This is a genomic window from Sorangium sp. So ce302, assembly GCF_051530145.1.
In the GTDB taxonomy this organism is placed as follows: domain Bacteria; phylum Myxococcota_A; class Polyangia; order Polyangiales; family Polyangiaceae; genus Sorangium; species Sorangium cellulosum_B.
Map to the genome: position 1 here is coordinate 2,810,961 of NZ_CP150326.1, position 24,260 is coordinate 2,835,220.

23 protein-coding genes and 1 pseudogene are annotated in these 24,260 nt (G+C 71.2%); 12 read left to right on the forward strand and 12 right to left on the reverse strand.

Translation table 11 applies throughout. The features are described 5' to 3' along the window. Positions 1–489: 489 nt before the first annotated feature. Entirely contained in the window at positions 490–867 is a 378-nt protein-coding gene (locus WME73_RS10935; RefSeq protein ID WP_437915627.1) for a hypothetical protein, read from the forward strand. Positions 868–970: 103 nt separating this feature from the next. Here the strand turns inward: WME73_RS10935 and WME73_RS10940 are convergent, their stop codons facing one another. Beyond that, positions 971–1,630 (reverse strand): glutathione S-transferase family protein, encoded by a 660-nt coding sequence (locus tag WME73_RS10940; protein WP_437915628.1) that lies wholly within the window; start codon positions 1,628–1,630, stop codon positions 971–973. Positions 1,631–2,198: 568 nt separating this feature from the next. Here WME73_RS10940 and WME73_RS10945 point away from each other — a divergent pair. Further along, on the forward strand, positions 2,199–2,921 hold the full coding sequence (locus WME73_RS10945) for a hypothetical protein (protein ID WP_437917545.1): 723 nt from the start codon (positions 2,199–2,201) through the stop codon (positions 2,919–2,921). A gap of 506 nt (positions 2,922–3,427) precedes the next feature. Here the strand turns inward: WME73_RS10945 and WME73_RS10950 are convergent. Together WME73_RS10950 and WME73_RS10955 are read right to left on the reverse strand one after the other, a co-directional pair. Next, positions 3,428–3,526: pseudogene (locus WME73_RS10950) on the reverse strand (hypothetical protein); the annotation flags it as partial. A gap of 198 nt (positions 3,527–3,724) precedes the next feature. Next, complete coding sequence (locus WME73_RS10955; RefSeq protein WP_437915629.1) at positions 3,725–4,993, reverse strand: FG-GAP repeat domain-containing protein; 1,269 nt, start codon at positions 4,991–4,993, stop codon at positions 3,725–3,727. Between the two features lie 391 nt (positions 4,994–5,384). Here WME73_RS10955 and WME73_RS10960 point away from each other — a divergent pair, with 391 nt between their 5' ends. Both WME73_RS10960 and WME73_RS10965 read left to right on the forward strand, forming a co-directional pair. After that, the gene (locus WME73_RS10960; RefSeq protein WP_437745410.1) at positions 5,385–5,741 is read left to right on the forward strand and encodes an ArsR/SmtB family transcription factor; all 357 of its coding nucleotides are present in this window, start codon (positions 5,385–5,387) and stop codon (positions 5,739–5,741) included. 37 nt (positions 5,742–5,778) lie between these two features. Then, positions 5,779–6,252: an SRPBCC family protein gene (locus WME73_RS10965; protein WP_437915630.1), complete on the forward strand. Its 474-nt coding sequence runs from the start codon at positions 5,779–5,781 to the stop codon at positions 6,250–6,252. A gap of 169 nt (positions 6,253–6,421) precedes the next feature. On the opposite strand, the gene WME73_RS10970 is transcribed toward WME73_RS10965, so the two are convergent. Next, a complete protein-coding gene (locus WME73_RS10970) occupies positions 6,422–6,949 on the reverse strand; it encodes a transposase (protein WP_437915631.1) in 528 nt (175 codons plus the stop codon). Positions 6,950–7,031: 82 nt separating this feature from the next. Next, complete coding sequence (locus WME73_RS10975) at positions 7,032–7,655, reverse strand: RNA 2'-phosphotransferase (RefSeq protein WP_437745413.1); 624 nt, start codon at positions 7,653–7,655, stop codon at positions 7,032–7,034. Between the two features lie 206 nt (positions 7,656–7,861). Between WME73_RS10975 and WME73_RS10980 the strand changes: the two genes are divergently transcribed. Further along, positions 7,862–8,818 carry a LysR family transcriptional regulator gene (locus tag WME73_RS10980; RefSeq protein ID WP_437915632.1) on the forward strand — a complete coding sequence of 319 codons (957 nt, stop codon included), beginning with the start codon at positions 7,862–7,864 and terminating at the stop codon, positions 8,816–8,818. A 70-nt stretch (positions 8,819–8,888) separates the two neighbouring features. Here WME73_RS10980 and WME73_RS10985 read toward each other — a convergent pair whose 3' ends face one another. After that, positions 8,889–9,713 (reverse strand): lipocalin/fatty-acid binding family protein, encoded by an 825-nt coding sequence (locus WME73_RS10985; protein ID WP_437915633.1) that lies wholly within the window; start codon positions 9,711–9,713, stop codon positions 8,889–8,891. Between the two features lie 594 nt (positions 9,714–10,307). On the opposite strand from WME73_RS10985, the gene WME73_RS10990 reads away from it, so the two are divergent. Continuing rightward, on the forward strand, positions 10,308–11,825 hold the full coding sequence (locus WME73_RS10990; RefSeq protein WP_437915634.1) for a hypothetical protein: 1,518 nt from the start codon (positions 10,308–10,310) through the stop codon (positions 11,823–11,825). Between the two features lie 80 nt (positions 11,826–11,905). Here WME73_RS10990 and WME73_RS10995 read toward each other — a convergent pair whose 3' ends face one another. Next, positions 11,906–12,448 (reverse strand): DinB family protein, encoded by a 543-nt coding sequence (locus WME73_RS10995; protein WP_437915635.1) that lies wholly within the window; start codon positions 12,446–12,448, stop codon positions 11,906–11,908. Positions 12,449–12,736: 288 nt separating this feature from the next. On the opposite strand from WME73_RS10995, the gene WME73_RS11000 reads away from it, so the two are divergent. From WME73_RS11000 to aqpZ, 3 genes are all read left to right on the forward strand, one after another. Continuing rightward, on the forward strand, positions 12,737–13,546 hold the full coding sequence (locus WME73_RS11000) for a class I SAM-dependent methyltransferase (protein WP_437915636.1): 810 nt from the start codon (positions 12,737–12,739) through the stop codon (positions 13,544–13,546). A 282-nt stretch (positions 13,547–13,828) separates the two neighbouring features. Further along, positions 13,829–15,760: a GNAT family N-acetyltransferase gene (locus tag WME73_RS11005; protein WP_437915637.1), complete on the forward strand. Its 1,932-nt coding sequence runs from the start codon at positions 13,829–13,831 to the stop codon at positions 15,758–15,760. A gap of 212 nt (positions 15,761–15,972) precedes the next feature. Next, the gene (aqpZ, locus tag WME73_RS11010; RefSeq protein ID WP_437915638.1) at positions 15,973–16,704 is read left to right on the forward strand and encodes an aquaporin Z; all 732 of its coding nucleotides are present in this window, start codon (positions 15,973–15,975) and stop codon (positions 16,702–16,704) included. On the opposite strand, the gene WME73_RS11015 is transcribed toward aqpZ, so the two are convergent. Then, a complete protein-coding gene (locus WME73_RS11015; RefSeq protein WP_437915639.1) occupies positions 16,682–16,852 on the reverse strand; it encodes a hypothetical protein in 171 nt (56 codons plus the stop codon). The genes aqpZ and WME73_RS11015 overlap by 23 nt on opposite strands. Here WME73_RS11015 and WME73_RS11020 point away from each other — a divergent pair. After that, positions 16,851–18,584 (forward strand): DUF6798 domain-containing protein, encoded by a 1,734-nt coding sequence (locus tag WME73_RS11020; protein WP_437915640.1) that lies wholly within the window; start codon positions 16,851–16,853, stop codon positions 18,582–18,584. The genes WME73_RS11015 and WME73_RS11020 overlap by 2 nt on opposite strands. Here the strand turns inward: WME73_RS11020 and WME73_RS11025 are convergent. From WME73_RS11025 to rfbF, 4 genes are read right to left on the reverse strand one after another with little or no spacing between them, the layout of a single operon-like run. Next, complete coding sequence (locus tag WME73_RS11025) at positions 18,542–19,579, reverse strand: glycosyltransferase family 2 protein (RefSeq protein ID WP_437745423.1); 1,038 nt, start codon at positions 19,577–19,579, stop codon at positions 18,542–18,544. The two genes, WME73_RS11020 and WME73_RS11025, sit on opposite strands and share 43 nt — an antisense overlap. Then, a complete protein-coding gene (locus WME73_RS11030; protein ID WP_437745424.1) occupies positions 19,576–20,535 on the reverse strand; it encodes an NAD-dependent epimerase/dehydratase family protein in 960 nt (319 codons plus the stop codon). Before WME73_RS11030 ends, WME73_RS11025 begins: the two co-directional genes overlap by 4 nt. Continuing rightward, positions 20,532–21,608 (reverse strand): CDP-glucose 4,6-dehydratase, encoded by a 1,077-nt coding sequence (gene rfbG, locus WME73_RS11035; protein WP_437915641.1) that lies wholly within the window; start codon positions 21,606–21,608, stop codon positions 20,532–20,534. The genes WME73_RS11030 and rfbG overlap by 4 nt, the downstream gene beginning before the upstream one ends. Further along, a complete protein-coding gene (gene rfbF, locus WME73_RS11040) occupies positions 21,605–22,375 on the reverse strand; it encodes a glucose-1-phosphate cytidylyltransferase (RefSeq protein WP_437747962.1) in 771 nt (256 codons plus the stop codon). Before rfbF ends, rfbG begins: the two co-directional genes overlap by 4 nt. Before the next feature lie 113 nt (positions 22,376–22,488). Here rfbF and WME73_RS11045 point away from each other — a divergent pair, with 113 nt between their 5' ends. Next, positions 22,489–23,622, forward strand: coding sequence for a lysylphosphatidylglycerol synthase transmembrane domain-containing protein (locus WME73_RS11045; RefSeq protein WP_437915642.1), 1,134 nt, complete (start codon positions 22,489–22,491; stop codon positions 23,620–23,622). A gap of 15 nt (positions 23,623–23,637) precedes the next feature. Beyond that, complete coding sequence (locus tag WME73_RS11050; protein ID WP_437551752.1) at positions 23,638–24,258, forward strand: SAM-dependent methyltransferase; 621 nt, start codon at positions 23,638–23,640, stop codon at positions 24,256–24,258. The last annotated feature ends 2 nt before the right edge of the window (positions 24,259–24,260 follow it).

Here is a 24,260-nt window from a genome sequence, read left to right on the forward strand (position 1 = left end):
TCGCGGTCCTTCAAACAACGCGCATGCCGCGGGGCCCGAGCTCGCGACCGCAGCCCGGGACCGGCAGAGCGCCCGCGATGCGCAACCATGCGCGAAAGTGAGCGAGGCTTCGCTCAACGACGCGCGCAAGTGAGCGAGGTTTCGCTCAACATGCCCACGCGCACCTCCGAGGGCTGTCGTGTCGTTCCCGCGAGGCACCGAAACACCATGCGAAGGCCGGATCGCCCTCTCTCGTGCAGATCGCGCTGCTCGCGGCGTGCGCGCAGCGCCTTGACCCGGACGGCGGCGCAGGGTAACCGGCCGATCAACGCCATCGTGACCAGCCCGTCGGGGCCGGTTACCAGTCCCCATCGCGACGAAGGAGGCAGCGCCACAGGCAGGCGTCCGGCGGCCCCGGCCCACCGGGAATGGCCCGAAGATGCGGGGGGTGATGCGCGGGCACCGGCCTTGCTCTGAGGGAACAGCGAACCTTCACAAGGAGCTGCTCAGATGAAGAACACCATTCGCGCCGCGCTCGCCATCCTGTCTCTCCCCTCCGGCCTCCTGGCCGGCTGCGTCGTAGCCCCCGACGAAACGACCACTCCGGATGAGACGACCGCCGTGACAGAGGCGCTCGTGAACAACGGAGGCGGCGCTGGTTCGCTCGGCTGGTGGTGCAGCGACGACGGAACCTGCACGTGCGAGGGTGGAACGCTGTCGTCAGACTGCTGGGGGCTCTCTCAGTACTGCGTCGACAGGTTCGAGTGTCGCATCAATCCGCCGTACCTGTGCTATTGCCACTGGAAGCTCGTGCGGCAACACCCTGGCGTCAAGGCGACGACCGGGACAGTCGGGAACGGGACAGTCGGGACGGCGATCAGTCCGTGAGTGCCCGCGCGGCGGCAGGGCTCGGATCGTGGGAGGGCGTGACGACGGATCGCAGCCCCTCGGAAAGCGTGGGCTTAACCCGGGCCCAATGGTCAACACAGCCTCAGGCTGCGACTGGAGCGTTTCGAGCGTAGTCCGCCATTTGGTCGCGCAAGGCCTTTTGGAAGGCTGGCCGCGCCTCACAGCGCTTGACGTAGGCGTCGAGCACGGGAAACTCGGTCACCAGGTCTGTGTGGCGAAGGAACCTCAGCACGGTCGTCATCAGGATGTCCGCCGCGGTGAAGCGATCGACCAGGTAGTCGCGCCCGTCGAGCCAAGCGGAGAGCGCGCCCAGCCGAGCTTTCACCTCGTCCAGAGCCGCGGGACGTCGCAGCTTCGCCCACTGTTCCTCGCTGTGCTGCAGGTCCATCGCGAAGAGGTTCTGGATCGGCGGCTCAACCGTGTTGAGCGCGGCGAACATCCAGGCGACCGTGCTGGCGCGGTCGTGCCGCTCGGGGGGCATCAGAGCCTCGGAGTCCGCAGCGATGTGATGCACGACGGCGCCCGATTCAAACACCCCCCGACCATCCGCCTCGAAGGCCGGCACCATTCCGAAGGGGTGCTTCTGACGGTATGCGTGCGAGCTCCGCTCCCCGCCATCGATCAGCCTGACCTCGTAGGGAAGCCCGGCCTCCTCCAGCGCCCAGCGCACGCGCAGGTCGCGAACGAGCCCCTGCGCGAACGGCGGGGCCCAGGGCAATCCCGTGACGGTGATCTTGTCCATTTGAATTCTTTGCCTCTGTGGAGTTGTGTTCCTTGGAGATGGCGCCGATCCTCGGACGACCTTCGGCCACCCTTCGCTCATGCTCTCGAGCGAAGAATCATTCTTCGTCGTGCAGGGACCGGCATGCACCAGGCGAATCCGGGCGCCATCGTGGACTTTTGTGAGCGTCCACGTGACGACGGTCTCTCGAACAAATCGCGGAGCGACGCGCGCCCGCTCGGCTCACGAAGACGTACTCTTTTGGATCCTCACCCAGGGGAGCTCGTGCCGCTCCGCGGAGAGCGGGTCGCATGCTCACGCGCCGTCCGCCGGCAACGAAAGGTGTAACGCAGGGGCAGCGCCCCTGGGAGCAACAAATCTGTCGCGAATCCGGTGAGCGGGGGCCGCGGCCCAGCGGTTGCGGGTCCGGAGGCACGGATAGGCCGGGCGGTATGCGCCTTCGCTGCGGCCGGGCGAGCGGGGAGCTGCTGCGCCGCCGCCGTGCTCGACCGCTTGCCGTCGATCTGCTTCGGGTACACTGCCGGCGCACCAGCGCCTCCATTTACTTCTTCACAGAAAGCTCGCCCCCATGAAGCACGCGTTCCTCGCGGCGCTCTCGCTAGCCCTCAGCGCGTGCGCCGGACCGCTGGCGAAAGGGCCGTCGGTCGATCTCCGCCTGCGGTACGTCGTCCTCTACCAGAACGGCCTCGGTTACTTCGAGCGCACCGGCGTCATGTCGGGCGAGCGGCTCACGCTCCGGTTCCGGGGGCGCGAGGTCGACGACGTGCTGAAGAGCATGGTGGTCGTCGAGCAAAACCTTGGGCCGAACGAGCCCCCCTCCACCGTGAGCGCGCGCTTGCCGCGCTCCGAACAGGCGAGCGGGCCCGAGGATCCCACCGCGATCGAGCTCGTCTTCTCGCCGGCCGCGAGGAGGCCCGTGTCGATCGCGTATGCGGTGCCGACCGCCGCCTGGAAGGCGACCTACCGCGTGATCCTGCCGATCGCGAACCCGGTGACGCTCCCGAAGAAGTCGTCGGCGCTGATCACGCTCATCAACCGCCCGGTCGCGGGCGAGGACGTCCTCCTGTTCCGCCCCGATCCCGCGGCGCCCGCGAGCGCGACCCACCCCTTCCGCGCAGCGCAGATCGAGAACCGGAGCGCGCTCGGTCTCCAGCCCGGATCCGTGTCGATCTTCTCCGGCGGGACCTTCGTGGGCGAGGGTGTGCTCACGCGCCTTTTGCCCGGGCGCGGCTGTCGCAGCGCGAGATCCCGCTCGTACAGGCCGACAGCGAGCGGCTCTCGATGTACCTGAAGGGCTCGAGCCTCCCGGCCGAGCTCCGCGCGAGGCTGGACCGCGCGCTCGCGCTCCGGCGCGCGCTCGACGCGGCGAACGACGAGCTCGACCCGCTGCGGCGGAGGCGCGCCGAGCTGATCGACCGCGCGGCCGAGCTGCGCGAGAGCCTGAGGACCATCGAGCGCACGCCCCAGGCCGGCAAGCTCCGCCAAACCTTGCTCGACCGGCTCGCCGAGGCGGCCCGGCAGTCGGAGGAGATCGGCGCGAAGATCACCCAGCGCGTCGAGGACGTGGCCATGGCGCGCGCCGAGTTCGACGACACGCATCGTGATCGTGCCGGTGTGACCGGGTGTGAGGCCCCAGTTCGTCGCCGCGCTCGCCAAATAGCGACCGTCGGGCGAGAGGGCGATCTCGCCGTCGTGGATGTCGATGTCGCCTGTGCCGCCGCTGCTCCGCTCGAGGAACTCCTCGATCGGATCGCCGGTCTCGACATCCCAGAAGCGAATGCTGCCCTGCTCGTCGGCGGTGGCGAGGCGTCGATTGTCGGGGAAGAAGGCGAGCGTCCGCCGCCCGGAGGGCGCAACTGGACTCCCATCGGTCCCGTGACTCTCAACCCCCCACACGCGCGAGGCTCACGCACTCACGAGGATGTGACCAAATCAGCGGCCAGCAATCTTGACACCCACCGCGAGGCGTTGCTCACGCACCTGGCGATCGACCAGCACGTCAGCGCCTCGACCCGGAACCAAGCCCTCGCCTCCGTCGCTTCGAAAGTTTCGCGCCGGTGGGAGGCCGTCTTGGATCGGCGCGAGGATTCTGCCCTAGCGTTGTAGGAAGACGAAAGCGCCCTTCTTGTTCGAGATGACGATGTCCGGCCGGCCGTCTCCGTCGCCGTCCGCGACCGTGAGCTGGGTGCCTACCCCCGAATCGTCGTCGACGAGAACGGGCTGGAAGTCGATGCGTTCCGCCGCTCGCGCCTGCTCGAACCAGTAGAGCCGTGCCGGCGCGTCGAAGTCCGGCATGCCGGCAGGCACATGACCCCAGAAGCGCTCGCCGCTCACGAGGTCCTGGAGCCGGTCACCGTCGATGTCGGCGTGAGCGAGCGCGTGCGGCTCGTGCATGAACACGCTCGACGCAGCATCGGGTGTGGTCCCCGGAACGACGACGTGCTCCACGAACGCGGCGCCGGCCGCGTTCGGAACCTGCTCGAACCAGGAGAGCCCGTAGCCGTGAGCGGCGAGCGTGGTCGCTATGTCCGCATCCCCGTCGCCGTCCACGTCGACCACCGGCATCTGCGCTCCCCCGGCACCGAACGGCTGCTCGACGCGCGTGAACGGCAAGCCGTCGGGCGACTCTGGGCTCCGCGTGAAGTAGCCGCTCGCCTCGACCAAGTCGCTTGCGCCGTCCCCGTTGACGTCGCCTGCACCGAGGCCGTGCGTGAACGCGCCGTACCCCCGATTCTCGGTGAGCGCCCGGAAGACCCACGGCTCGGTCGGGTCCACGCCGGGCGACGACGTTCCGAGCACGCCTCCCGACATGTGCACGAGCTCGGGCACGCCGTCGCCGGTGATGTCGGAAAACAGGGGCGACTCATTGTCGATCGGCCACGGCAGTGTGTCGTGACGAGCCCAGAGCGCGTCGCCGTCGCGTGGGTTCTGGTACCAAGCCGCGGGCACACCCGGAAAGCCGACGACGAGGACGTCGGTGAAACCGTCGTGGTCGAAGTCGTAGGGGAACTCGAAAAAGCAATCCGAGTAGCCGTGCGGATCGAAGGCTTCCCTCGGCCAGACGGGATGGCTCGTGCCATACCCCGGACCCTCGTACCAATCCGGGCCCGCGATGACATCCGTCACCCCGTCGTGATTGAAGTCCGCAAAGCTCGCCCCCTCGCAGTAGAACTCGCGGTGCAGCGTGATCTTCACGAAGCGTGCGTCGAGGGCGGCCTCACGGGGGAGCGGTGGGGGCGCGGTGACGGTGCCCGCGGGCGGCGCGTCGGTGCCCGCGTCGACGGGCGCGCGCGAGGATTCGGCCGCGCAGGCGATGACCAAGGCGAGCGGTGTGCAGCACAATCCCCCCATTCCCGAAGCCATCTCCGAGCGCTTAGCACGTCGTGGTAGAATCGGTCACCATGCGCCGGCCATCGCGCACGGTCCCGCTCGTCATCGGGAGCTATGCCCTGGCGAGCAGGAGTATCGCTCGCGCAAAGCCATTTCGGCCTGTCAAGAATTTTCCACCAACGACCAGCAGTTGACATCACGTACAGAGGGTGCCGCGGATGAGCGGGCGCTGTTCGAGGAGCGCGGTGGGGTCGAGGTAGACGGCGGGGCGCGTTGGCCCAGCGAGGCGGGGTGGCGGCGCCGAGTCGAACTCCGTTGTCACTGCAAATGGTCGCAAATTTCTGAATCAAAGTCGGCTCGCGACGGAGCACGCGCTCGATCTCCTCTTGCACGACGCCGACTCGCGCGTTAGATACTGAACCACATGGTTCAGTATTCGAGTGTCCGCCTCGATGCTTCCTTCGCCGCGCTTTCCGACGCGACCCGGCGCGGCGTTCTGGAGCAGCTCGGACGAGCCGACGCTTCGATCACGGACCTCGCCGAGAAATTTCACATGACCCTCACGGGCATGAAGAAGCACGTCGGCGTCCTCGAGCGGGCCGGGCTCGTCACCACCGAGAAGGTCGGCCGCGTGCGTACCTGCAAGCTCGGCCCGCGCCGGCTCGACGAAGAGACGGCGTGGATCGAGAGGTACCGCCAGCTCTGGGCCGCACGCTTCGACGAGCTGGACAAGGTCATCGAGGAGCTGAAACGAAAGGAGAACGTCGATGGACGCAAGTAAAGAGAGCGAGCCCAAATTGACGAGTAATCGCACGACGGTGGAACCGAAGTCCGATCGCGAGATCGTCGTCACACGGACCTTCGATGCCCCGGCGCGCATCGTGTTCCAGGCGTGGACCACGCCGGAGCTGTTCAGGCGGTGGTGGATACCGAAGTCGATGCCCGTGCCTCTACTTTCCTACGAAGCGGATATTCGCGCCGGCGGCAGCTACCGCCTGGTCTTTGGTCACGATGCCGCGCAGCCGATGGCGTTCTTCGGCACGTACCTCGAAGTGACCCCGCATTCGCGCATCGTGTGGACGAACGACGAAGCGGGCGACGATGGCGCCGTCACGACCGTGACCCTCGAGGAAAAAGGCGGCAAGACGCTGCAGGTGCTGCACGAGCTCTATCGATCGAAGCAAGCGCGCGACGCCGCCCTGGCCTCGGGCGCGTACAGCGGGATGGGCGAGACGTTCGAGCAGCTCGATGAGCTTCTCGTCACGCTTGGTGCGACGGCGCGATCGTCCTGAAGCCATCGCGCGGGAGGGGCGCCGGGGAGCGCGACGAGCGCGGTCCTCCTTCTCGGCGCTGCGCATTCACGCGGGCGGCGCGAGGCGCACGAGGGCCGCCTCCTCGGCACGCGCGCGAAGAGCCCGGAATTCCTGCGGATCTTGAGAACACGCCGGTGCACCACCAGCCTCAGCAGGTTTTCATGCTTTGCGCTCGCAGGATGTCGATCGCAAAGGTGCGCGCGAGCAACGCGGCCCATTCGAGGCGTGCGTCGTTCGCCGCCCGGGGGGCTCGAGGCGGCGAATGCGTGCGCGGCGCGCGGGGCCGCGGCAGCGTGTCGTCGTCTTCGCGTGGAAGGCAGGGAGCTCGAGGAAACAGCGACCGTTGCGGCGGACGACGGCAGGCCGTCGTGCTCGCTGGGGTGAGGGTACGCGACGGCACGACGAGCGGGCGCCAGGCGTGATTGGGCGCGAACACGCCGTGAAAGCGCACCAGCGGCTGCCAGGGCGGAGGCACCAACGCACAAAGACGCGCCAGGCACTCGACGGGTGTCATGACCCGATGCGTTTGGCCGCGCCGGTTCGGCGCCTTGAGCCGGTAGGCGATGCGCCCGTCCGCCAGTTCCGAGAAGCGCTCGAGCGCGAAGGGTGGCCGAGCGCCGTAGCGAAAGAGTCGTTCCCGCCCCTCGCGGTCGCGGGCGGCAAGGCGTACGCCCATCGGACGGGCCGCTTATTTTCCGGCGGCCGGTCGTCATCGAGCGGTGTTCCTGGCGGGATTTCTGACCCGCGGGACAAGGCCATCACGCCGCCCCGCGCGTCCCGTCGCCGAAGAGCATCGCCCGGAGCGCCTCGGCCTCCCGTTGCGCCCGCGCCACGATGGGCATCAGCCCCACGAGGCACTCGACCGGCACCTCCCGCACCAGGATCACCCCGTTCTGGCTGCGGAACACGCGCACGCCGCGCGCCCGGAGCCTCGCCGGGCTGATCTCGAGCATCACGTCGACCTTCGCGCGCTTGCCCACGGCGCTGCCCAGCGCGTCGGTGCAGTGGACGTGCGTGCGCGCCACCGGCCGGATCCCGTCGCGCGCGATGCCCCTCACCGCGTCCACGCTGGTGCCGTGCCAGATCGACGCGTCGCCGTGGACCTCCTCCCACGACGCCTCGAGGCCCGCGAGCGTCACCGGCATCCCGTCGCGCGAGTGCCCTTGCGAGGCGCGCACCCGGTCGCCGCGGATCTCGAGGCGGTTCTTCGTGTTCTTCTCCACCACCTCGTCGAGCACCGGCCGGGAGATCCGGAGCGCCTTGAGGACGTCGTCCACGGCCACCCAGCCGGCGTCGTCCATGGCGACGCCCTGCGAGGGCGCCGCGTGGCGGAGCAGCCAGGAGAGCTTCTTGCTCGTATCGGTCAAGCGATCGCGGCCCATCGTCAAGCTCCATTCCCGTCTCGTGAACCGGAGCCGCAGCCCGCGATTCGCGCGGGCACGCAGAGGCCTCCGGAAGGTCCCTGGACGGCGCAGGGACCGGGACCGAACCGTGAAGGGAATCGGCAAGACGAAAGAATAGACGCCCAGTTATCATCCGGAAGAAGTATTTCTGGAGTCGCTATCGCGTTTCGCGATAGCTTGCCGCCATGCTCAACCTCGACTGGCTCGGCGCCTTCGTGGTCTTCACCGAGCACCTCAACTTCACGCGCGCGGCGCGGGCGCTCCACGTCTCGCAGCCTGCGCTCCACGCCCAGATCGGCAAGCTGGGCGAGGCGCTCGGCGTCACGCTCTACCAGCGGCGCGGGCAGCGGCTGGAGCTCACGGCCGACGGCAAGCGCGTCGCCGCGTTCGGGCGCGAGGTCGGCGAGCGGACGCGCTCGTTCCTCGACGTGCTCCGCCACGGCGAGAGCCGGGAGCCGGTGGTGCTCTGCGCCGGGGAGGGCTCGTACCTCTACCTGCTCGGCGAGGGGATCCGCGCCTTCTCCGCGCGCGCCGCCGCCCCGCTCCGGCTGCTCACGCGCGACCGCGAGGGCACGCTCGAGGCCGTCGCGGCGGGCGAGGCGCACCTCGGCGTCGCGCCGCTCGAGGGGGCGCCGGACGGGCTCGCCGCCGATCGCCTCACCGAGGTGGCGCAGGTCCTGGTCGTACCCGACGGCCACCCGCTCGCCCGGAAGCGCCACGTCCGGCTGCGCGACCTCGAGGGGGCGCGGCTCGTCGTCCCCGGCCCGTCGCGGCCCCACCGGGCCCTGCTCGCCCAGGCGCTGCTCTCGGCCGGTGTCCGCTGGGAGCCGGCGGTCGAGGCGAACGGCTGGGAGCTGATGCTCCACTTCGTCCAGCTCGGGGTCGGCATCGCGGTGGTCAACGCCTGCTGCCGCCTCCCCCGCGGCCTCGTCGCGCGCCCGCTGCCCGAGCTGCCGCGCAAGGTCTTCTATCTCGTCCGCCGGCGCGGCGGCGAGCTCCAGGGCGCGACCGCGGAGCTCCGGGACGCGCTGCTCGCGCACGCCGCGGCGTGGCAGAGAAACCATGTGTTGGGCGCGTCAGGCGCGTCGGGCGCGTCGAGCGGGCCCGACACCGCCCCGACTGCGCCCGCGCGCCGGCGCTGAGCCCCGGCATCGCTCTTCCTGCCGCCTGCCGGTCTCTGCCGGTCTCCCTCCCGGACTCTGGCTTCCGGGCTCAGGCCGCCTTTTTCGACTTCTGCTTGCCCTGCTTCGCCTTCTTGCCGCCGACGTCGTCCGGGCGGCTCACCAGCTTCGAGAAGTAGCTCGGCTCGCCGCTGGCCTTGGCCTCCTGGTACACGAAGGCCAGGTTGGACGATTCGAACTTGTCGAAGAAATCGTCCCACGAGATCTCCTCCAGGGTGTCTTCCCCGCTGTACCCCGGGAAGTCGATCCGGAGGACGCCGGGCTCCCCCTCTTTCTCGGTCCGCGCCACCGTCGCCGGATGGCCGTCGCGCGCCTCGACCCACGCGCGGATCTCGTCATGGTCGATGGTCATGTGGGACGCGTGGTCGCCTTCGGCGCCTTTCGGGCGGGCCTGCTTCCCGCGAGGACGCTGCTCGGCGCTGCCGGGCTCCTCGTCGAGATCGATCTGGACCTCCACCTCGACGTCGAGCTCTTCCTTCTCGCGCTCCTTTTTCACGCCCCTGGCGCTGCTCGCCTTCTCCGTGCCGCCCTTCGCCGCGCGCGACGCCGGCTTGCCCTTCTGGACCATGTCGTCCGGGCGGCTCACCAGCTTGGAGAAGTTGCTCGGCTGCCCGTCCGCTGTCTTCTCCTGGTACACGAAGGCGAGGTTCGACTCCTCGAACTTGTCGAAGAAGTCCTCCCACGAGATCTCCTCCAGCGTGTCTTCCCCGCTGTACCCGGGGAAATCGATGCGGAGGATGCCAGGCTCGCCGCCCTCCTCGGTGCTCTTCACCGTCGCCGGGCGGCCTCCGCGCGATTCGGCCCACTGGCGGATCTCGTCATGATCGATGGTCGTCTTCGATGAGCTGGCCGACATGGTCTTCCCTCCTGTGCTCGTGCATCGATGGCGCGGGGACCGGCAATCTGCATGCCAGAGGTCGATGAGAAGATCTGGGCACGCGATGGACGACCTCGGCCATACGGCGGCTCCCTGGACCGAGCGCGGCGCGCCGCGGAGCCCGTCGCGCTGCTGAACCGTGCTGTCGTGCCTGCGACGCGTCGCGGTCACCTGGCGGAGACCATGGTGAAAGCAGGGGAGCTCTGCTGTGGTCGACGATGGGCTCGGCGATGCAATTTGCCCCGCCTGCGGCGAAATGCTGCCGGCTGGCGCAGGTCCTCGTCGGAGATCGCGTTCCCCTGGATCCGCTTGAATTTGAAGCAGACAGGCCGACAGACTGCGTGCTTGAATGCTGACAGACAGACTGCCTGGCTGACAGAAACAGACCGACACGCGACGTGCGGCGCCCTCACGGAGGCACACGCGTAGGCAGTGAGGGCATCCCGGTGGCGCTCGCCACGGAACCAGGCGTCCCCAGTGTAGCTCGCGCTCGATGGAACCACGTGCGCCGGGCCAACCCGGTTGGGCGGCCGAGAGATCGAGAGAGCGCGTGTCGACGCGGGGGAGCCGGTCGTGCTACCTAGAATCGAGCGCCGCGATGCGCGCGCTGCCGAGGCCGAGGACGTGACCGCCGCGCACCATCTGCTCCTCCGGGTCGCTGTGATCGTCGTCGCCACGGCGACCGCCGCGACGGCGGGCGCGCGCCCGCCGCGCCCCGCGCCGGCCGCCCCGCAGGCCCACCCGCCGCGCGCCGCGCCGGCGGCCTCGCCAGTGGGCCCGCCGCGCCGTGCGCCAGCCCCCTCGCCGGGGCGGCCGCCGCGCCCTTCGCCGGCCGCTCCGCAGGCCCTCTTGCCTGCGCCGGCCGCCCCGCAGGCGCCCCCGGCTTCGCCCGCCCTGCCGGCCCTGCCTTCCGCGGCTTCCCCCGAGCCCGCGGCCTGGCGCGCGCTCGTCGTGGGCGGCGGCCCGAGGCCGCCCATGAACCAGGTGGCCATCGAAGGCCACATCCGGTACTTCCAGTCGCTGCTCCCGGCCAGGGCGGAGCGGCGCGTCCTCTTCGCCGACGGGCGCCGGGGCACGCGCAGCGTGCAGTTCCTCGACGGCGACCAGACGCGCTACCGCGCGCCCAGGCTGCCGCGCATCGACGGGGCGACCACCCGGCCCGGGTTCGACGCGATCTGGCGCAGGTTCGTCCACGCGCGCCCCGCCGCCCCGTTGCTGCTGTATTTCGCCGGCCATGGGAGCCCGGATCCAGGGCACGACCTCGACAACAACGTATTTGACCTCTGGGGCGGCGGAGCGCTGTCCGTGCGCGACCTCGCTGCCCGCATGAAGGAGCTGCCCGACGGCACTCCCGTCGTCCTCGTCATGGCCCAGTGCTACTCCGGCTCGTTCGCGAACCTCCTCTTCGAGGGCGGCAGGCCCGACGGCGAGCTGGTCGAGCGCGACATCGTCGGCTTCTTCGCGGCGACCCGGGACCGCCCCGCGTCGGGCTGCACGCCCGAGATCGACGAGGCGGATTACACCGATTTCAGCAGCTTCTTCTTCGCCGCCCTCTCGGGCGTCGATCGCCTCGGGAAGCGCGTCGACGGCGCCGATTACGACCGGAACCAGCTCGTGGGGATGAACGAGGCGTTCGCGTACGCCCTCCTCCACCAGGAGACGGGCGATGTGCCGGTCGCGACGTCCGATGTGTTCCTGCGCCGCTTCGTCAACAAGCCCGATCACGAGACCATGGCGACGCCCTATTCCAGGGTCCTCTCGTGGTCGACCCCGGCGGAGCGGGCCGCGCTCGAGGGGCTCTCGGACGCGCTGGGCCTCCACGGAGAGCACCGGCTCCGGGCCGCCTACGATCGCGAGTTCGGGCCCCGGGCGGGCAGGAGAGACGTCGAGGACGTGGACTCGGCCCACCGCTTGCGGTTCATCCGGCTCGCCAAGAGCGTGGTGCTCGCGCGGACGCTGCGGCAGAGCGGCAACCGCGCGAGGATCGAGCGCTTCGAGCGGCTGCGCGCCGCGGAGGCGCGCAATCCGCTCGTCGAGGTCAGGGCGGCGAGCCTGGCGCGGCAGGACGGCCGGCGGCGCGCCGCCCGGTGATCCCGGGTTGGCATTGCCCGCCTGGCCCAGGTGCTATCAGACCACCGGACAGCCGCGCTCGCCGCGGGGCGAGGCGCGCGTCATCGCCCGCGGCTCTCGTCCCGCAGCATCGCGATCAGATCGGTCGCGCCAGGGTCGATTCCCATCTGTGTGAGCAGGGTGGTCACCTGACCGCGGTGATGGGTCTGATGATTGAAGAGGTGCCCCACGGACCACCAGAGCGGAGAGGTGTAGACCGTCCCGCTCCGCGTGTACGTCAGGTCGCCCGCGAGCGCCCGCTCATCGATCTCGTGCACCCAGGCGAGGATGTCCGCGTCCGTCCTGGCGCGCTCGCGGGAGAGATCGCCGAAGTCCGCGTAGAGCTCCTGCGAGAGCGCGGTGAACTCGATGGCCCTCCCGCTCGGATCGCGGGAGGTGAACCGCTCCGCGTCGCCGGTGAAGCGCCCCATCCAGATGCGGTCGGCGAGCAGGATATGGTTCAACGTGCCGTGGATCGACCGGAAGAAGGCCCCGCGATCGCACTTGCGCTCCACGTCGTCGAGCTCGCCGACAAGCGCAAAGAGCCTGTCGTTCATCCACCGGTTGTAGCGAGCCAAGGCGCGGTACTGGTCGATCCAGCTCATGAGCGACTCCTCGTGGTTCGAGAGCTGGCGCGAACGCTACCACGCCCGCCCGCGACGGCGAAACCTGGCCAGCAACGCCGCTATCACCCGCGGCGTCACGGCCGGCGCGCTACCCCCTGGACCGCGCGCCTCGGACGCATCGCCGCCATCGCGCGCAGCCGTCGAGATCGCGCTTGCCCGGTCCGTTATGGCGGACTATTGTCCTCGATAACAGACACGTGGCGCTCGGGGGAGACCCCCCATTCGGACCCGTCTTTCGCCGATCTCCACCTCCTCTCACAAGGAGCCATGATGGTCAGCCTTTCGCTCGATTCAGCTGTCCTGGCCGAGACGTATGATCGCGTCAGCGATCGGCAGTTCAACCACGGAAAGCTGCTCATCGAAGATCTCCAGATTTCCCCGGGCGAGCGCGTCCTCGACGTCGGGTGTGGGACGGGCCGGCTCGGGGCTTACGTCGCCGATCGGGTCGGCCCTTCCGGCGCGGTGGCCGGCGTCGATCCGCTGCCGCTCCGGGTCGAGCTGGCGAACGAGAAGCGCCGGCCGAACTTCCGCGCCAGCGTGGGGCAGGCCGAGGATCTCTCGCAGTTCGTCGCCGGGAGCTTCGATGTCGTGTTCCTGAACAGCGTGCTCCACTGGCTGCCCGAGAAGCTCGGGCCGCTGCGCGAGGCGCGCCGGGTGCTCAAGCGGGGAGGGCGTCTCGGCATCAGCTCGGCTGCCAGGGAGCGCCCGCACGAGTTCGAGCAGGTGATCGAGGGTGTGCTGTCGTCTCTCGGCCTGACCGGCACCGCGGAGACGCTCGGCAACACGACCTACAAGGTGACCTCGGACGACCTGACGAGCACCCTCCTGCTCGCCGGCTTCGAGGATCCGAGGCTCCAGACCCGCTCCTTCACGGACCATTTCGCGGACACGGACGACGTGATCGCGTTCTACCTGGCCAGCTCGTTCGGCAACTTCCTGTCCGACCTCGATCCGGCGGAGGCCGCGCGGGTCAAGGCGGCGCTCGCGGCCGAGCTCGAGCGCCGCCGCGCGCCGGAGGGGATCCGGCTGCAACGTCACCTGATCTTCGCCGTGGCGCGCGCGGGAGGGGCTTGGTAGGTCGATCTTCCGGCGAAGGCCAGGGCCTGCCGGATGTCCTCGTCGTCCCCACGCCTGACCCGGAGGGGGCTGGCAAGCTCGGCAACTGGCGGCCAGAGGCGACGGGCCGGCCGGCTCGAGCTCTCCAGAGCCCTCTCCGAGGTAGCGCGCGCCGGTTGCGTGGCCGCGCCCCTCTGCGAGGATACGGCGCCGGCAGGGGCGGGGAGCCGGGTGAGCGCCCGCGCGCGCTCGACGACGACCGACGAGCGCCGAGGAGCGCTGAGCCCGCCGCTCGGAGGGCAGGTGAGCGAACGACTCGACGTAGAGGTGCTGAGCCGCCGCGAGGAGCTCGAGGCGCTGCGGGAGCCGTGGAGCGCGCTGTGGCAGCGCTGCCCGGCGGCGACGGCGTTCCAGCGGCCGGAGTGGCTGATCCCGTGGTGCCGCGCGCTCGGGCCCGAGGAGGTGCTCGCCCTGGTCTTCCGGTCGGACGAGGGGCTCGTCGGCCTCGCGCCCCTCGCGGTTCACCGCATCGGCGACGAGCGCGTCGTCGCGCTGCTCGGCGCCGGGATCACCGATTACAACGATGTCCTGGCCGCGTCCGGGTACGAGCGCGCGGTCGCGGACGCGGCGCTCGCTTGCCTCGAAGAGCGCGCCGACGCATGGGACGTCGCCGATCTCCACGACCTGCGCGCGTCGTCGCCGCTGCTCCTTGCCGAGGCGCCCCCCGGCTGGTCGGACGAGGTCGAGAAGCACGAGGCGTGTCCGGCGGTGACGATCCCCGAGGGCGCCGCGCCGGACGAGCTGTTTCCGCCGGGGATGCGCGCGCGCGTCGCCCGCGCGCGGAAGCGGCTCGCGCGGGCCGGGGATCTGCGCCTCGACGTGGCCGACGCGGCGAGCGTGGACGAGCTGCTCGACGCGCTGTTCGCGAACCACAACGCGCGCTGGCGCTCGCGCGGCGAGGGGGGCGTGCTCGACGAGGCGCTCCGGCCGTTCCACCGCGAGGCCGCGCGCGCGCTGTGCGCTCGGGGCGCGCTGCGGCTCTTCGGCCTGCGGCTCGACGGGCGGATCATCGCGTCGCTCTACGGGCTCGCCGAGCGCGGCGGGCTCGCGTCGTACATCACCGGCTTCGATCCGGAGCTCGCGTGGTACAGCCCGGGGCTCGTGATGCTCGCGAGCGCGATCGAGCACGCGGCGCGCGAGGGCGCGCGGACCGTGGACTTCCTCCGCGGCCGCGAGCCGTACAAGTATGACTGGGGCGCCGTCGACCGCTGGACGTTCCGCCGGCGGCTGCGGCGCCGGGGCGCGCGCGGGCCCGGGCAGGACGGCGGGCAGAGCGACGGTGAGGGCGCGGTGCAGGCCGTGATGTCCGGCGAGGCGTCGCCGGAGGTGGGCCTTGTGCGGCTGCTCGGCGCCACGGGGGACCTCGCGGCCGCCGCACGCGCGATTGACGCCGCGCACGCCGCGCGGCCGGCGGCGGGGGAGGGGGAGCGGGCGGCGCGCCTCGAGGCGCTGCGCCGCTGCCTGGACGAGCGGCGCGCCGCGTGCGCGACCGTGGCGGCGATGCTGGGCGCGCACCGGGACGCGGGCCTCGCCGGCGCGGACGCGCGGGGGGCCTGTCGCTCCGCCGCGCGGCTGTTCGACGAGCTCTGCGAGCGCTCGGAGGAGGCGAGCGTCGCCGCGTACTCGCTCGGCGATCCGGAGATCCTCGAGCGCGCGACGCGGGAGGTGGTCGAGCTCCTCGAGCGGTGGGGCGCGATCGGGGAGGACCGCGCGATCCTGCAGATCGGCTGCGGGATCGGCCGCTTCGAGGCGGCGCTCGCGCCGAGGGTGCGCGAGGCGTGGGGGCTCGACGTCTCGCCGCGCATGATCGAGGCCGCGCGGCGCCGCTGCGCGGGGCGCTCGAACGTCGTGCTCGCGGTCTCGTCGGGCGTCGATCTGGGCGACGCGCCGTCGGCCCGCTTCGATCTCGTCTACGCGGTCGACTCGTTCCCGTACGCCGTCGCCGCGGGCGCGGACGTCGTGGATCGGCTCGTCGCGGAGGCGCGCCGGGCGCTGCGGCCGGGCGGGGAGCTCGTCGTCCTGGGCTACTCGTACCGCGGCGACCCCGCGCGCGACGCGGCCGACGTCGCGCGGCTGGCGGCCCGCCACGGGTTCGACGTCCTCGCGAGCGGCGAGCGGGCGTTCGCGCTGTGGGACGCGCGGGCGTACCGGCTGCGGAGGATCGAGCACCGGTGAGAGGCGCTCGAAGCGGTCCGACCGCAACGCGGCGGGCCGGGGCTCATCCAACGTCGACGAAGGGCCGGTGGAGCGTCGCCTCGGCGGGGTGCTCGCCGGTCGACCGTGCGGCCTGCGCCAGCCGTCGGATGGCTCCACGGTCGGGCGCGGCCGCTGCCGCGCCTCGGTCCGCGCCGAGGGGGCCTGCCGCAGGGGGAGATGAAGAGATGGAGATGTCGTTGTCCAGGCGTACGGCCGCAGAGTTTCTCGGAACGTTCTGGCTCGTGCTCGGCGGCTGCGGGAGCGCCGTGCTCTCCGCTGCGTACCCCAGGCTGGGGATCGACTTCCTCGGCGTGGCGCTCGCGTTCGGGCTCTCCCTCCTGACGATGGCCTACGCGGTGGGCCACATCTCGGGCGCGCACTTCAACCCCGCCGTGACGCTCGGTCTGATCGCCGGCGGGCGCTTTCCCGCGCGAGACCTCCTGCCGTACGTCCTCGCCCAGATCGCCGGCGCCATCGTCGCCGCCGGGATCCTCTATGCGATCGCCAGCGGCGCCGCCGGGTTCGCCGTGCACGCGGGCTTCGCGTCGAACGGCTATGGCGGGCGCTCTCCCGGCGGATACTCGCTCTTCGCGAGCCTCCTGACCGAGATCGTCCTCACGTTCGGCTTCGTGATGGTGGTCCTCGGCGCGACCGATCACGGCGCGCCGCGCGGGTTCGCGCCGATCGCCATCGGGCTCGCGCTCACGCTGGTTCACCTCATCGGGATCCCGGTCACGAACATGTCGGTGAACCCGGCGCGCTCCACCGGTCCTGCCCTGTTCGTCGGCGGAGGGGCGCTGTCTCAGCTCTGGCTCTTCTGGCTCGCCCCGCTCGCCGGCGGCGTGCTCGCGGGCGTCCTCTATCCGGTGCTCGTGGGCCCGAGGCCGGGCCGGGCCGTCGTCACGTCGCCGCCCGTAATCTGACGAAGCAGACGAAGCAGACGAAGCAGACGAAGCAGACGAAGCAGACCAGGCAGACGAGGCCGACGAAGGCGCCGGCGGACACGCCGCGCGAGCGAGCGAGCTGCCCCTTGGCGGTGCGCTCGGCCGCGCGGTAGTCTCGCGCCCCCATGTCCGTGCTGGAACGCATCAGGGATCGCGCTGAGGTCACGCTGGCGGCGGTGGTATCGCTGCTGTTCGGGGCCTCCTTCGGGTGGAATTGCGGCGTCAACAATCAGGTCGTGTACATGCTCGGGTCGCTGCGGCTCGTGCACCCCGACATCCTCGCGCGGGACTGGTTTGCGACCAGCACGACCCACTATCACCCCGCGTTCAAGTACCTGGCTGCCGGGCTCCTCGCGCTCAATGAGAAGGGATGGGGCGTCGGCATCGCCCAGACCGTGGTCATCGCCGTCGGCACGACAGCCGTCTACTTCCTGCTGCGCACCCTCGTCGATCGCCGCCATGCGCTGCCGAGCTTCCTCCTGCTCGTCGCGTTTGCCACGCTCACGCGCACCTGGGGTCCCTGCGATACCTACGTCTTCGATTTCATCCTCCAGCCCTCCTCGCTGGGCTCCGCGGCGTTCTTGATCTCGGTGCCGCTCTTCGTGCGGGGCAAGTGGCTCGCCTCCGGCATCGCGCTCGCGGCGAGCGGCCTCTTCCACGCCAACTACCTGATCCTCTTCTTCGGCGCCTACGCGCTCGCGCACCTCGGGCTCGGCGTGCGCGACCGGAGAGAGCTCTTTCACCGCGCCTCGCGGCAGCTCCTGCCGCCGCTCGCCGTCCTCGCGCTCTTTGCTCCGATGATCCTCGCCACCGCCGGGGCGAAGGACGCGAGGCTCGCACAGGAGATCTACACCACCATCCGGGCCCCTCATCATTTCGTCATCCAGGGCCGCGAGCGCGAGTTTTTCAGCTTCATCGCGTGGCACCTGCTCGGGCTGGGCGCGGCCTTGCCGCTCACCAGGAACCGCAAGAGCCCCGCGGCGAGGCTGGTCACCCTGATCCTCGCGCTCGTCCTCGTGATCTGGATGTGCGTCGGCCTCTCGGCCCTCGCGGGGCTGCGCCCCGTCACGCAGCTCTTCGCGTGGCGCGTCGCCCCGCACGTGGAGCTGCTCCTCACGGCGCTGGGGTGCGCGGGAGCGGTGCGCGTCCTCCTGGAGCCCTCCGCCGGGCGTCGCTACGGCGTCACCGCGATGGCCCTGATCGTCGGCGGCCTCGGGGTCCTCGCCCTGTACGGCAGCGTCGAGAAGTCTGCGCGCGTCCCGGCGCTGGCCGTCGGCGTCGTGGCCGCCGCCGCGCTGTCCCGGCTCGCCTCGGAGTCCGCCCGGCGCTTCGCGCCCGAGCCCGGCCTCGCGCGCGCCCGCGCGCTCTGGCAGCGCGGCGGCGCGCTCGTGGGGCTCGCCGGCGCGCTCGCCGTCCTGCTCGTCTTTCTCGTGCCGAAGCTCCAGGAGATCCGCCGGAACTCCAGCGTCCTCTCCGGCCTGCGCGCCGACGAGCGGGCCCTGTACGCCTGGATGCAGGCCAGCACCCCTGTCGACGCGATCTTCCTGACGCCGCCGGAGAGCGAGAAGATGCGTTTCCACGGGCAGCGGCCGATCGTCGTCGACTGGAAGTCGAACCCCATCGTCCCGGCCGACGTGCTCGAGTGGCTCCGCCGGCTCGAGGCCGTCACCGGGCGCAAGGTCCGCGGCCAGCGGGATCTGGACGGCTATGACAGCCTCGACGAGGCCCGCGTCCAGACCCTGCGGGAGCGTTATGGCGTGGATTACGTCGTCTTGCGCCGCGGCCAGAACAAGGGGATAGGCCGGTACAAGACCGTCTATTCCAACAGCGGGTTCACCGTGCTCGACGTCCGCGAATAGCGGATCTCGCCCTGGGGCGCCGCGCCCGCCTCGCGCGGCGGCGCCCGGTCCACGCTCTGGTCGATGATCGTGAGCGGGCGCCTGCGCACCTGCTGGTAGATGCGGCCCACGTACTCGCCGATGACCCCCAGGAACAGGGCGTTGATGCTCAGCGAGAGCAGGATGAGCAGCGTGGTCGTCGCGAAGCCAGCAGGCCAGTCCGCGCCATAGACGACCCTGCCGACGGCGTAGCCCGCGATCGCGAGGAGCGTCAGCGCCGAGACCACGAGCCCCGTGTAGGTCGCGACCCGGAGCGGCACGGTCGAGTGGCTGAGGATGCCGTCGAGCGCCAGCCCGACGAGATCCTTCATCCGGAACTTGCTCTCGCCCCGCTCCCGCGCGGCCCGATCGTAGGCGATGCCCGTCTGCTTGAACCCGAGCGTGGCCAGCATCCCGCGCAGGTAGGGCTTCGTGTCGTCGACCTGGCGCAGCACCTCGAGCACCCGGCGATCCACCAGCCGGAAGTCGCCCGCGTCGTGGGGCAGGTGATCCTCGCTGAGGAAATCGATCAGGCGGTAGAACACCCGCCGGAGCAGGGTGATCCGATAACCCTCCTTGCGGCTGCGGCGGATCCCGTAAACCACCTGGGCGCCCGCCTCCCATTCCTTCACGAAATCGAGGATGAGCTCCGGCGGGTCCTGCAGGTCGCAGTCGATCTGCACGGCCGCGTCCCCGCGCGCCTTCATGTACCCCGTGTAGATGGAGCGCTGGAAGCCGAAGTTGCGAGAGAAGCGGAAGACGCGGACCCGCTCGTCCCGCGCCGCCAGCTTCACGAGCTCGTCGAAGGTCCCGTCGGTGCTGCGGTTGTCGGTGAAGACGAGCTCGTGGTCGTACCGATCCGCGATGCGGCGCATCACCGCGGTGACCGCCTCGTACAACGGGGCCACGTTGCGCTCCTCGTTGTAGACCGGCACGACGATCGAGATCAGCCTGCGCCTGCTCTGCGCGTCGCTCACGGCGCCCTCTCTGCGTCGGCGGCCTCGATCATGCGCCGCACCCCCTCGTCGAGCGCGATCCGGGGCCGCCACCCGGTCGCCTCCGCGAAGCGGGATGGATCACCGACGATCCACATGGGCTCGCCGTCCCGGTAGGGGAGGCGCCCGAGGCCCAGGTCGCCGCCGGGCCAGCCCGCCGCGCGCGCGACGCGCTCGGCCACCTCGCGGACGCGCACCGGCGCGCCCGAGCACACGTTGTACACACCGGACTCGAGGCCTCTCGACGTCGCGGCGGCGATCAGCGCCTCGACCACGTCGTCGACGTAGGTGAGGTCGCGCGCCTGCGCGCCCGGCGTCAGGGCCGGCGCCTCGCCCGCCCGGAAGCGCGCGATGAGGTGAGGGATGAGGCGCGCGGGGCCCTCGCCCGGGCCGTAGACGCCGAAGAGCCGCAGCGCGACGAAGGGGATCCGGAGCCGCGCCGCGACGGCCTTGCCGCAGAGGTAGGCGGCCGCCTTGGACGCGCCGTAGACGCACGCCGGATCGAGCGGGTGATCCTCGCGGAGGCGCGCGGGCTCCGGGGCAGGGGCGTACTCGGAGCACGAGCCCGCGTGGAGGAAGCGCGCCGGCCGGTGCGGCTCGATCTCCGCGAGCGCCGCGAGCAGGCGCGTGGTCAAGCCCACGTTCCCGTCCACGACGAGCTCCGGATCCCGCTCGCTCGGGTTCACCCCGGACGCGGCCAGGTGAAAGACCACCTCGGGCCGGATCGCCGCGACGGCCCGCGCGAGCTCCGGCGTCGAGAACGACGCGACGGGCGTGAGCTCCACCCCGGCGATGCCCGCGAGCCGCGCCCGGCGCGGGCTCTCCGCGCGGACGATGCACGCCGTCCGCGCGCCCGTCGCCGCGAGCCGCGCCGCCAGCGCCGCGCCGATGAACCCCGTGGCGCCGGTGACGAGGACCGCGCCGAGCCCGGCGCTCATGCGAGGTCGACCCCGTACGCGCGGATCTGCGCGTCGAGCTCGGCGCGGCTCGACGCGGGATCGTCGAGGTACGCGCGGTACCAGCGCGCCGTCAGCGCGAGGGTCTCGTCGAGCGTGAGCCGCGGCGTCCAGCCGAGCCGGGCGCGCGCCTTGCTGATGTCGAGGTGCAGCAGCTGCGCCTCGTGCGGGCCGGAGCGGTGCTCGGGCGGCACGAGCCTGAGCTCGCCGCGCCCGAGCTGCCGGATGAGCCGCTCGGCGACGCCGCCGACCGCGCACGTGTCGCCGTCGCGCGGCCCGAAGTTCCACCCGCCCTCGTGGGCCGCGGGCGCCTCGCACAGCCGCCGCGCGAGCAGGAGGTAGCCCCCGAGCGGCTCGAGCACGTGCTGCCAGGGCCGGGTCGCGAGCGGGTTGCGGATGACGATCGGCTCCCCGGCGGCGACGCCGCGCACGATGTCGGGCACCAGCCGAGCCTCGGAGAAGTCGCCCCCGCCGATCACGTTCCCCGCCCGCGCGGACGCCACCGCCGCGCCGCTGCCGGAGAAGAACGAGCGCCGGTAGGCCGCCGTGACGAGCTCGGCGCAGCCCTTGCTGCTGCTGTACGGGTCGTGCCCGCCCATGGGCTCGTCCTCGCGGTAGCCCCAGACCCACTCGCGGTTCTCGTAACACTTGTCCGAGGTCACGACGACGATGGCGCGCGCGGAGCCCACGCGCCGGCACGCCTCGAGCACGTTCACCGTCCCCATCACGTTGGTCGCGAACGTCTCCGCGGGCTCGCGGTACGAGCGCCGGACGAGCGGCTGGGCCGCGAGGTGCAGCACGATCTCCGGCCGGTGCTCCTCGACCACGGAGAGCAGCGCCGGCAGATCCCGCACGTCGCCGGTCACGGACGTGACGTCGCCCGCGATGCCCGCGAGCTCGAACAGGTTCGGCCGCCCCTCCGGCGGCAGCGAGAAGCCCACCACGCGCGCGCCCAGGAGCGTCAGCCAGCGCGAGAGCCAGCTGCCCTTGAAGCCCGTGTGCCCGGTGACGAGCACCGCGCGCCCGGCGAAGAACGAGGCGCCGCGGCCGGTCATGCCCAGGTCTTCCAGGGCGCCTTGCCGGACTCCCACAGCGACTCGAGGAGCCGCTTCTCCCGCAGCGTGTCCATCGGCTGCCAGAAGCCGTCGTGCCGGTACGCCGCGAGCTGGCCCTCCGAGGCGAGCCGCTCGAGCGGCTCGCGCTCGAGCACGGTGGTGTCGTCGGTCATGTACTCGAGCGCGCGCCGCTCGAACACGAAGAACCCGCCGTTGATCCAGCCCTCGCCGGACTGGGGCTTCTCCGAGAACTCGCGGACGAGGTTGCCCTCGAGCGAGAGCCCGCCGAAGCGCGCGGGCGGGCGGACGGCCGTGACCGTCGCGAGCTTGCCGTGGGATTTGTGGAACTCGACGAGGCGGCGGATATCCACGTCGCCCACGCCGTCTCCGTAGGTGCACATGAAGCGCGGGCCGTCGAGCCACGCGTCGAGCCGCCGGAGCCGGCCGCCCGTCATCGTGTGGAGACCGGTGTCCACGAGGGCCACGGTCCAGTCCGGCGCGGCGCTCCGGACGAAGCGCTGGGCGCCGTCTCGCAGATTCACAACGTAGTCTGTGCTGCGAACGTAGAAGTTGTGGAAGTAATCCTTGATGACCTCGCCCTTGTAGCCACAGGCCACGACGAAATCGTTGAACCCGTGGTCCGCGTAGATCTGCATGATGTGCCAGAGGATCGGATACGGGCCGATCTCGATCATCGGCTTCGGGCGAGCCTCGGTGTGCTCGGCGAGCCGGCTTCCGAAGCCTCCGGCGAGCAGGACGACCTTCATGGGTTCCATGGGGCGCCGGAGGATAGATCAGAACGACAGAACTTACACGGCGCGAACCGTGGGCGACCGTGCTTCGCTACCTCGGGCAGCAGGGCCGTGGTAGACGCGGCCGCATGAGCATGGCGAAGCCGGCGTCGCTGAGAGGCCTCTTCCGGTCCCGGAGCCTGCAGAGGCATCGCCTCGCGATCGCGGCGTCGCTCCTCGTCGCGCTCGGCTGCGCGTGGGTGCTGCGCGTGGGGGGGCTGCCCGTCGTGCCGGACAGGGCCGCGTTCGCGGGCGTGACGTGGTGGGCTCTGGCGCTGCACGGCGTGCTCTATGTCGCCGCGCTCTACCTGCGATCCCACCGCTGGACGTGGTTGCTCGAGCCCATCGAGCCCGTGCCGCTCCGGCGCGTCGTCGCCGTCTCCTTCATTGGTTATGGCGCGCTCGTGCTGATGCCGTTCCGCACCGGGGAGGCGGTGCGCCCGCTGCTCATCCGCCGCCGCGGCCTGTCCGCGTGGGCGGCGGCGGGCACGGTGGCCGCAGAGCGGATCATCGACGGCCTGTTCCTCAGCGCGCTGCTCCTCGCCGGGCTCGCGCTCGCGCGCCCCCGCGAGCCGCTCCCGGATCGGATCGGCGATCTCGCGGTCCCCGCCGCCGCCGTCCCGCGCGCCGCCTACCTGGCGCTCGCCGTCTTCGGCGCGGCGTTCGTCGCGATCGGCGTCTTCTATTTCCGCAGGGCCTGGGCGCGGCGCGCGACCGAGCGCGTGGTCGGGCTCGTCTCGACGAAGCTCGCGGGCCGCCTGGCCGACGCCGTGGAGCGCGTCGCCTCGGGCCTCGGCTTCCTGCCCCGGCTCCGGTACACGGCCCCGTTCCTCCTGGCGACGGCGGGGTACTTCCTCCTGAACGTGTGGGCGATGCAGATCGTGGCCTTCGGGTGCGGCCTTCTGCCCATCGACTTCCCGCGGGCGGCCGTCCTCGTCGGCGTGCTCCACCTCGGCGTCCTCCTCCCGAACGCGCCGGGGTATTTCGGCACGTTCCAGATGGCGGTCTATGCAGGGCTCTCGCTCTACCTCGCGCCGGAGGTCGTGATGGGCCCCGGCTCGGCGCTCGTCTTCTCGACCTACTCGCTGCAGGTCGGGCTCGTGGTGCTGCTCGGCGCGATCGCGCTCGCGGTGGAGGGGGCGCCGCTGAGCCAGGCGTTCGCGGAAAACCAGGCCGAGGACGTGAGGCCGCAGGGGCTACCCTCGCCGCCGGGCGCGAGCTAGGCTCGCCGCCCTTTCATGGCGCTCTCCTCCCACCTGCTCGATCGCGGCCATGCCGCCCTGTACGTCCTCTCCCAGCGCCTCGTCGGGGCCGACCTGGCCCGGCGCGCGTGCCTCGAGGCGCTCGATCTGCGCCCCGGCGATCGCGTGCTCGATATCGGCTGCGGCCCTGCGTACTACTTCGATCGCCTGCCGGCGGTCGACTACCACGGGTTCGACACCGACCGCCGCCACATCGCGGCGGCCCGCGCGCGCCACGGGGATCGGGCCAGGTTCTACGACGAGCCGTTCGGCGAGCTGCACGCGCGCGCGCTGGCCCCCTTCGACCGGGTCCTGATGCTGGGCCTCTTGCACCACGTGGACGACGAGGTGGCGAGCTCGCTGCTCTCGCTGGTCGCGCGCTCGATCCGCCCCTCGGGCCGCGTGATCACGCTCGACACCGCCTTCTGGGAGGGCCAGTCCTCGCTGGCGCGGCTCATCGCGAAGAACGATCGCGGCGACTACATCCGCACCCCGCAGGCGTTCCGGCGGCTCGCCGACCGGTCCTTCGGCCGGATCGAAGAGCGCTTCGTGGGCGACACCCTCAGGATGCCCGCCTCCCATTTCATGATGAGCCTCGAGGCGCCGCGGGTCGCCTAGCG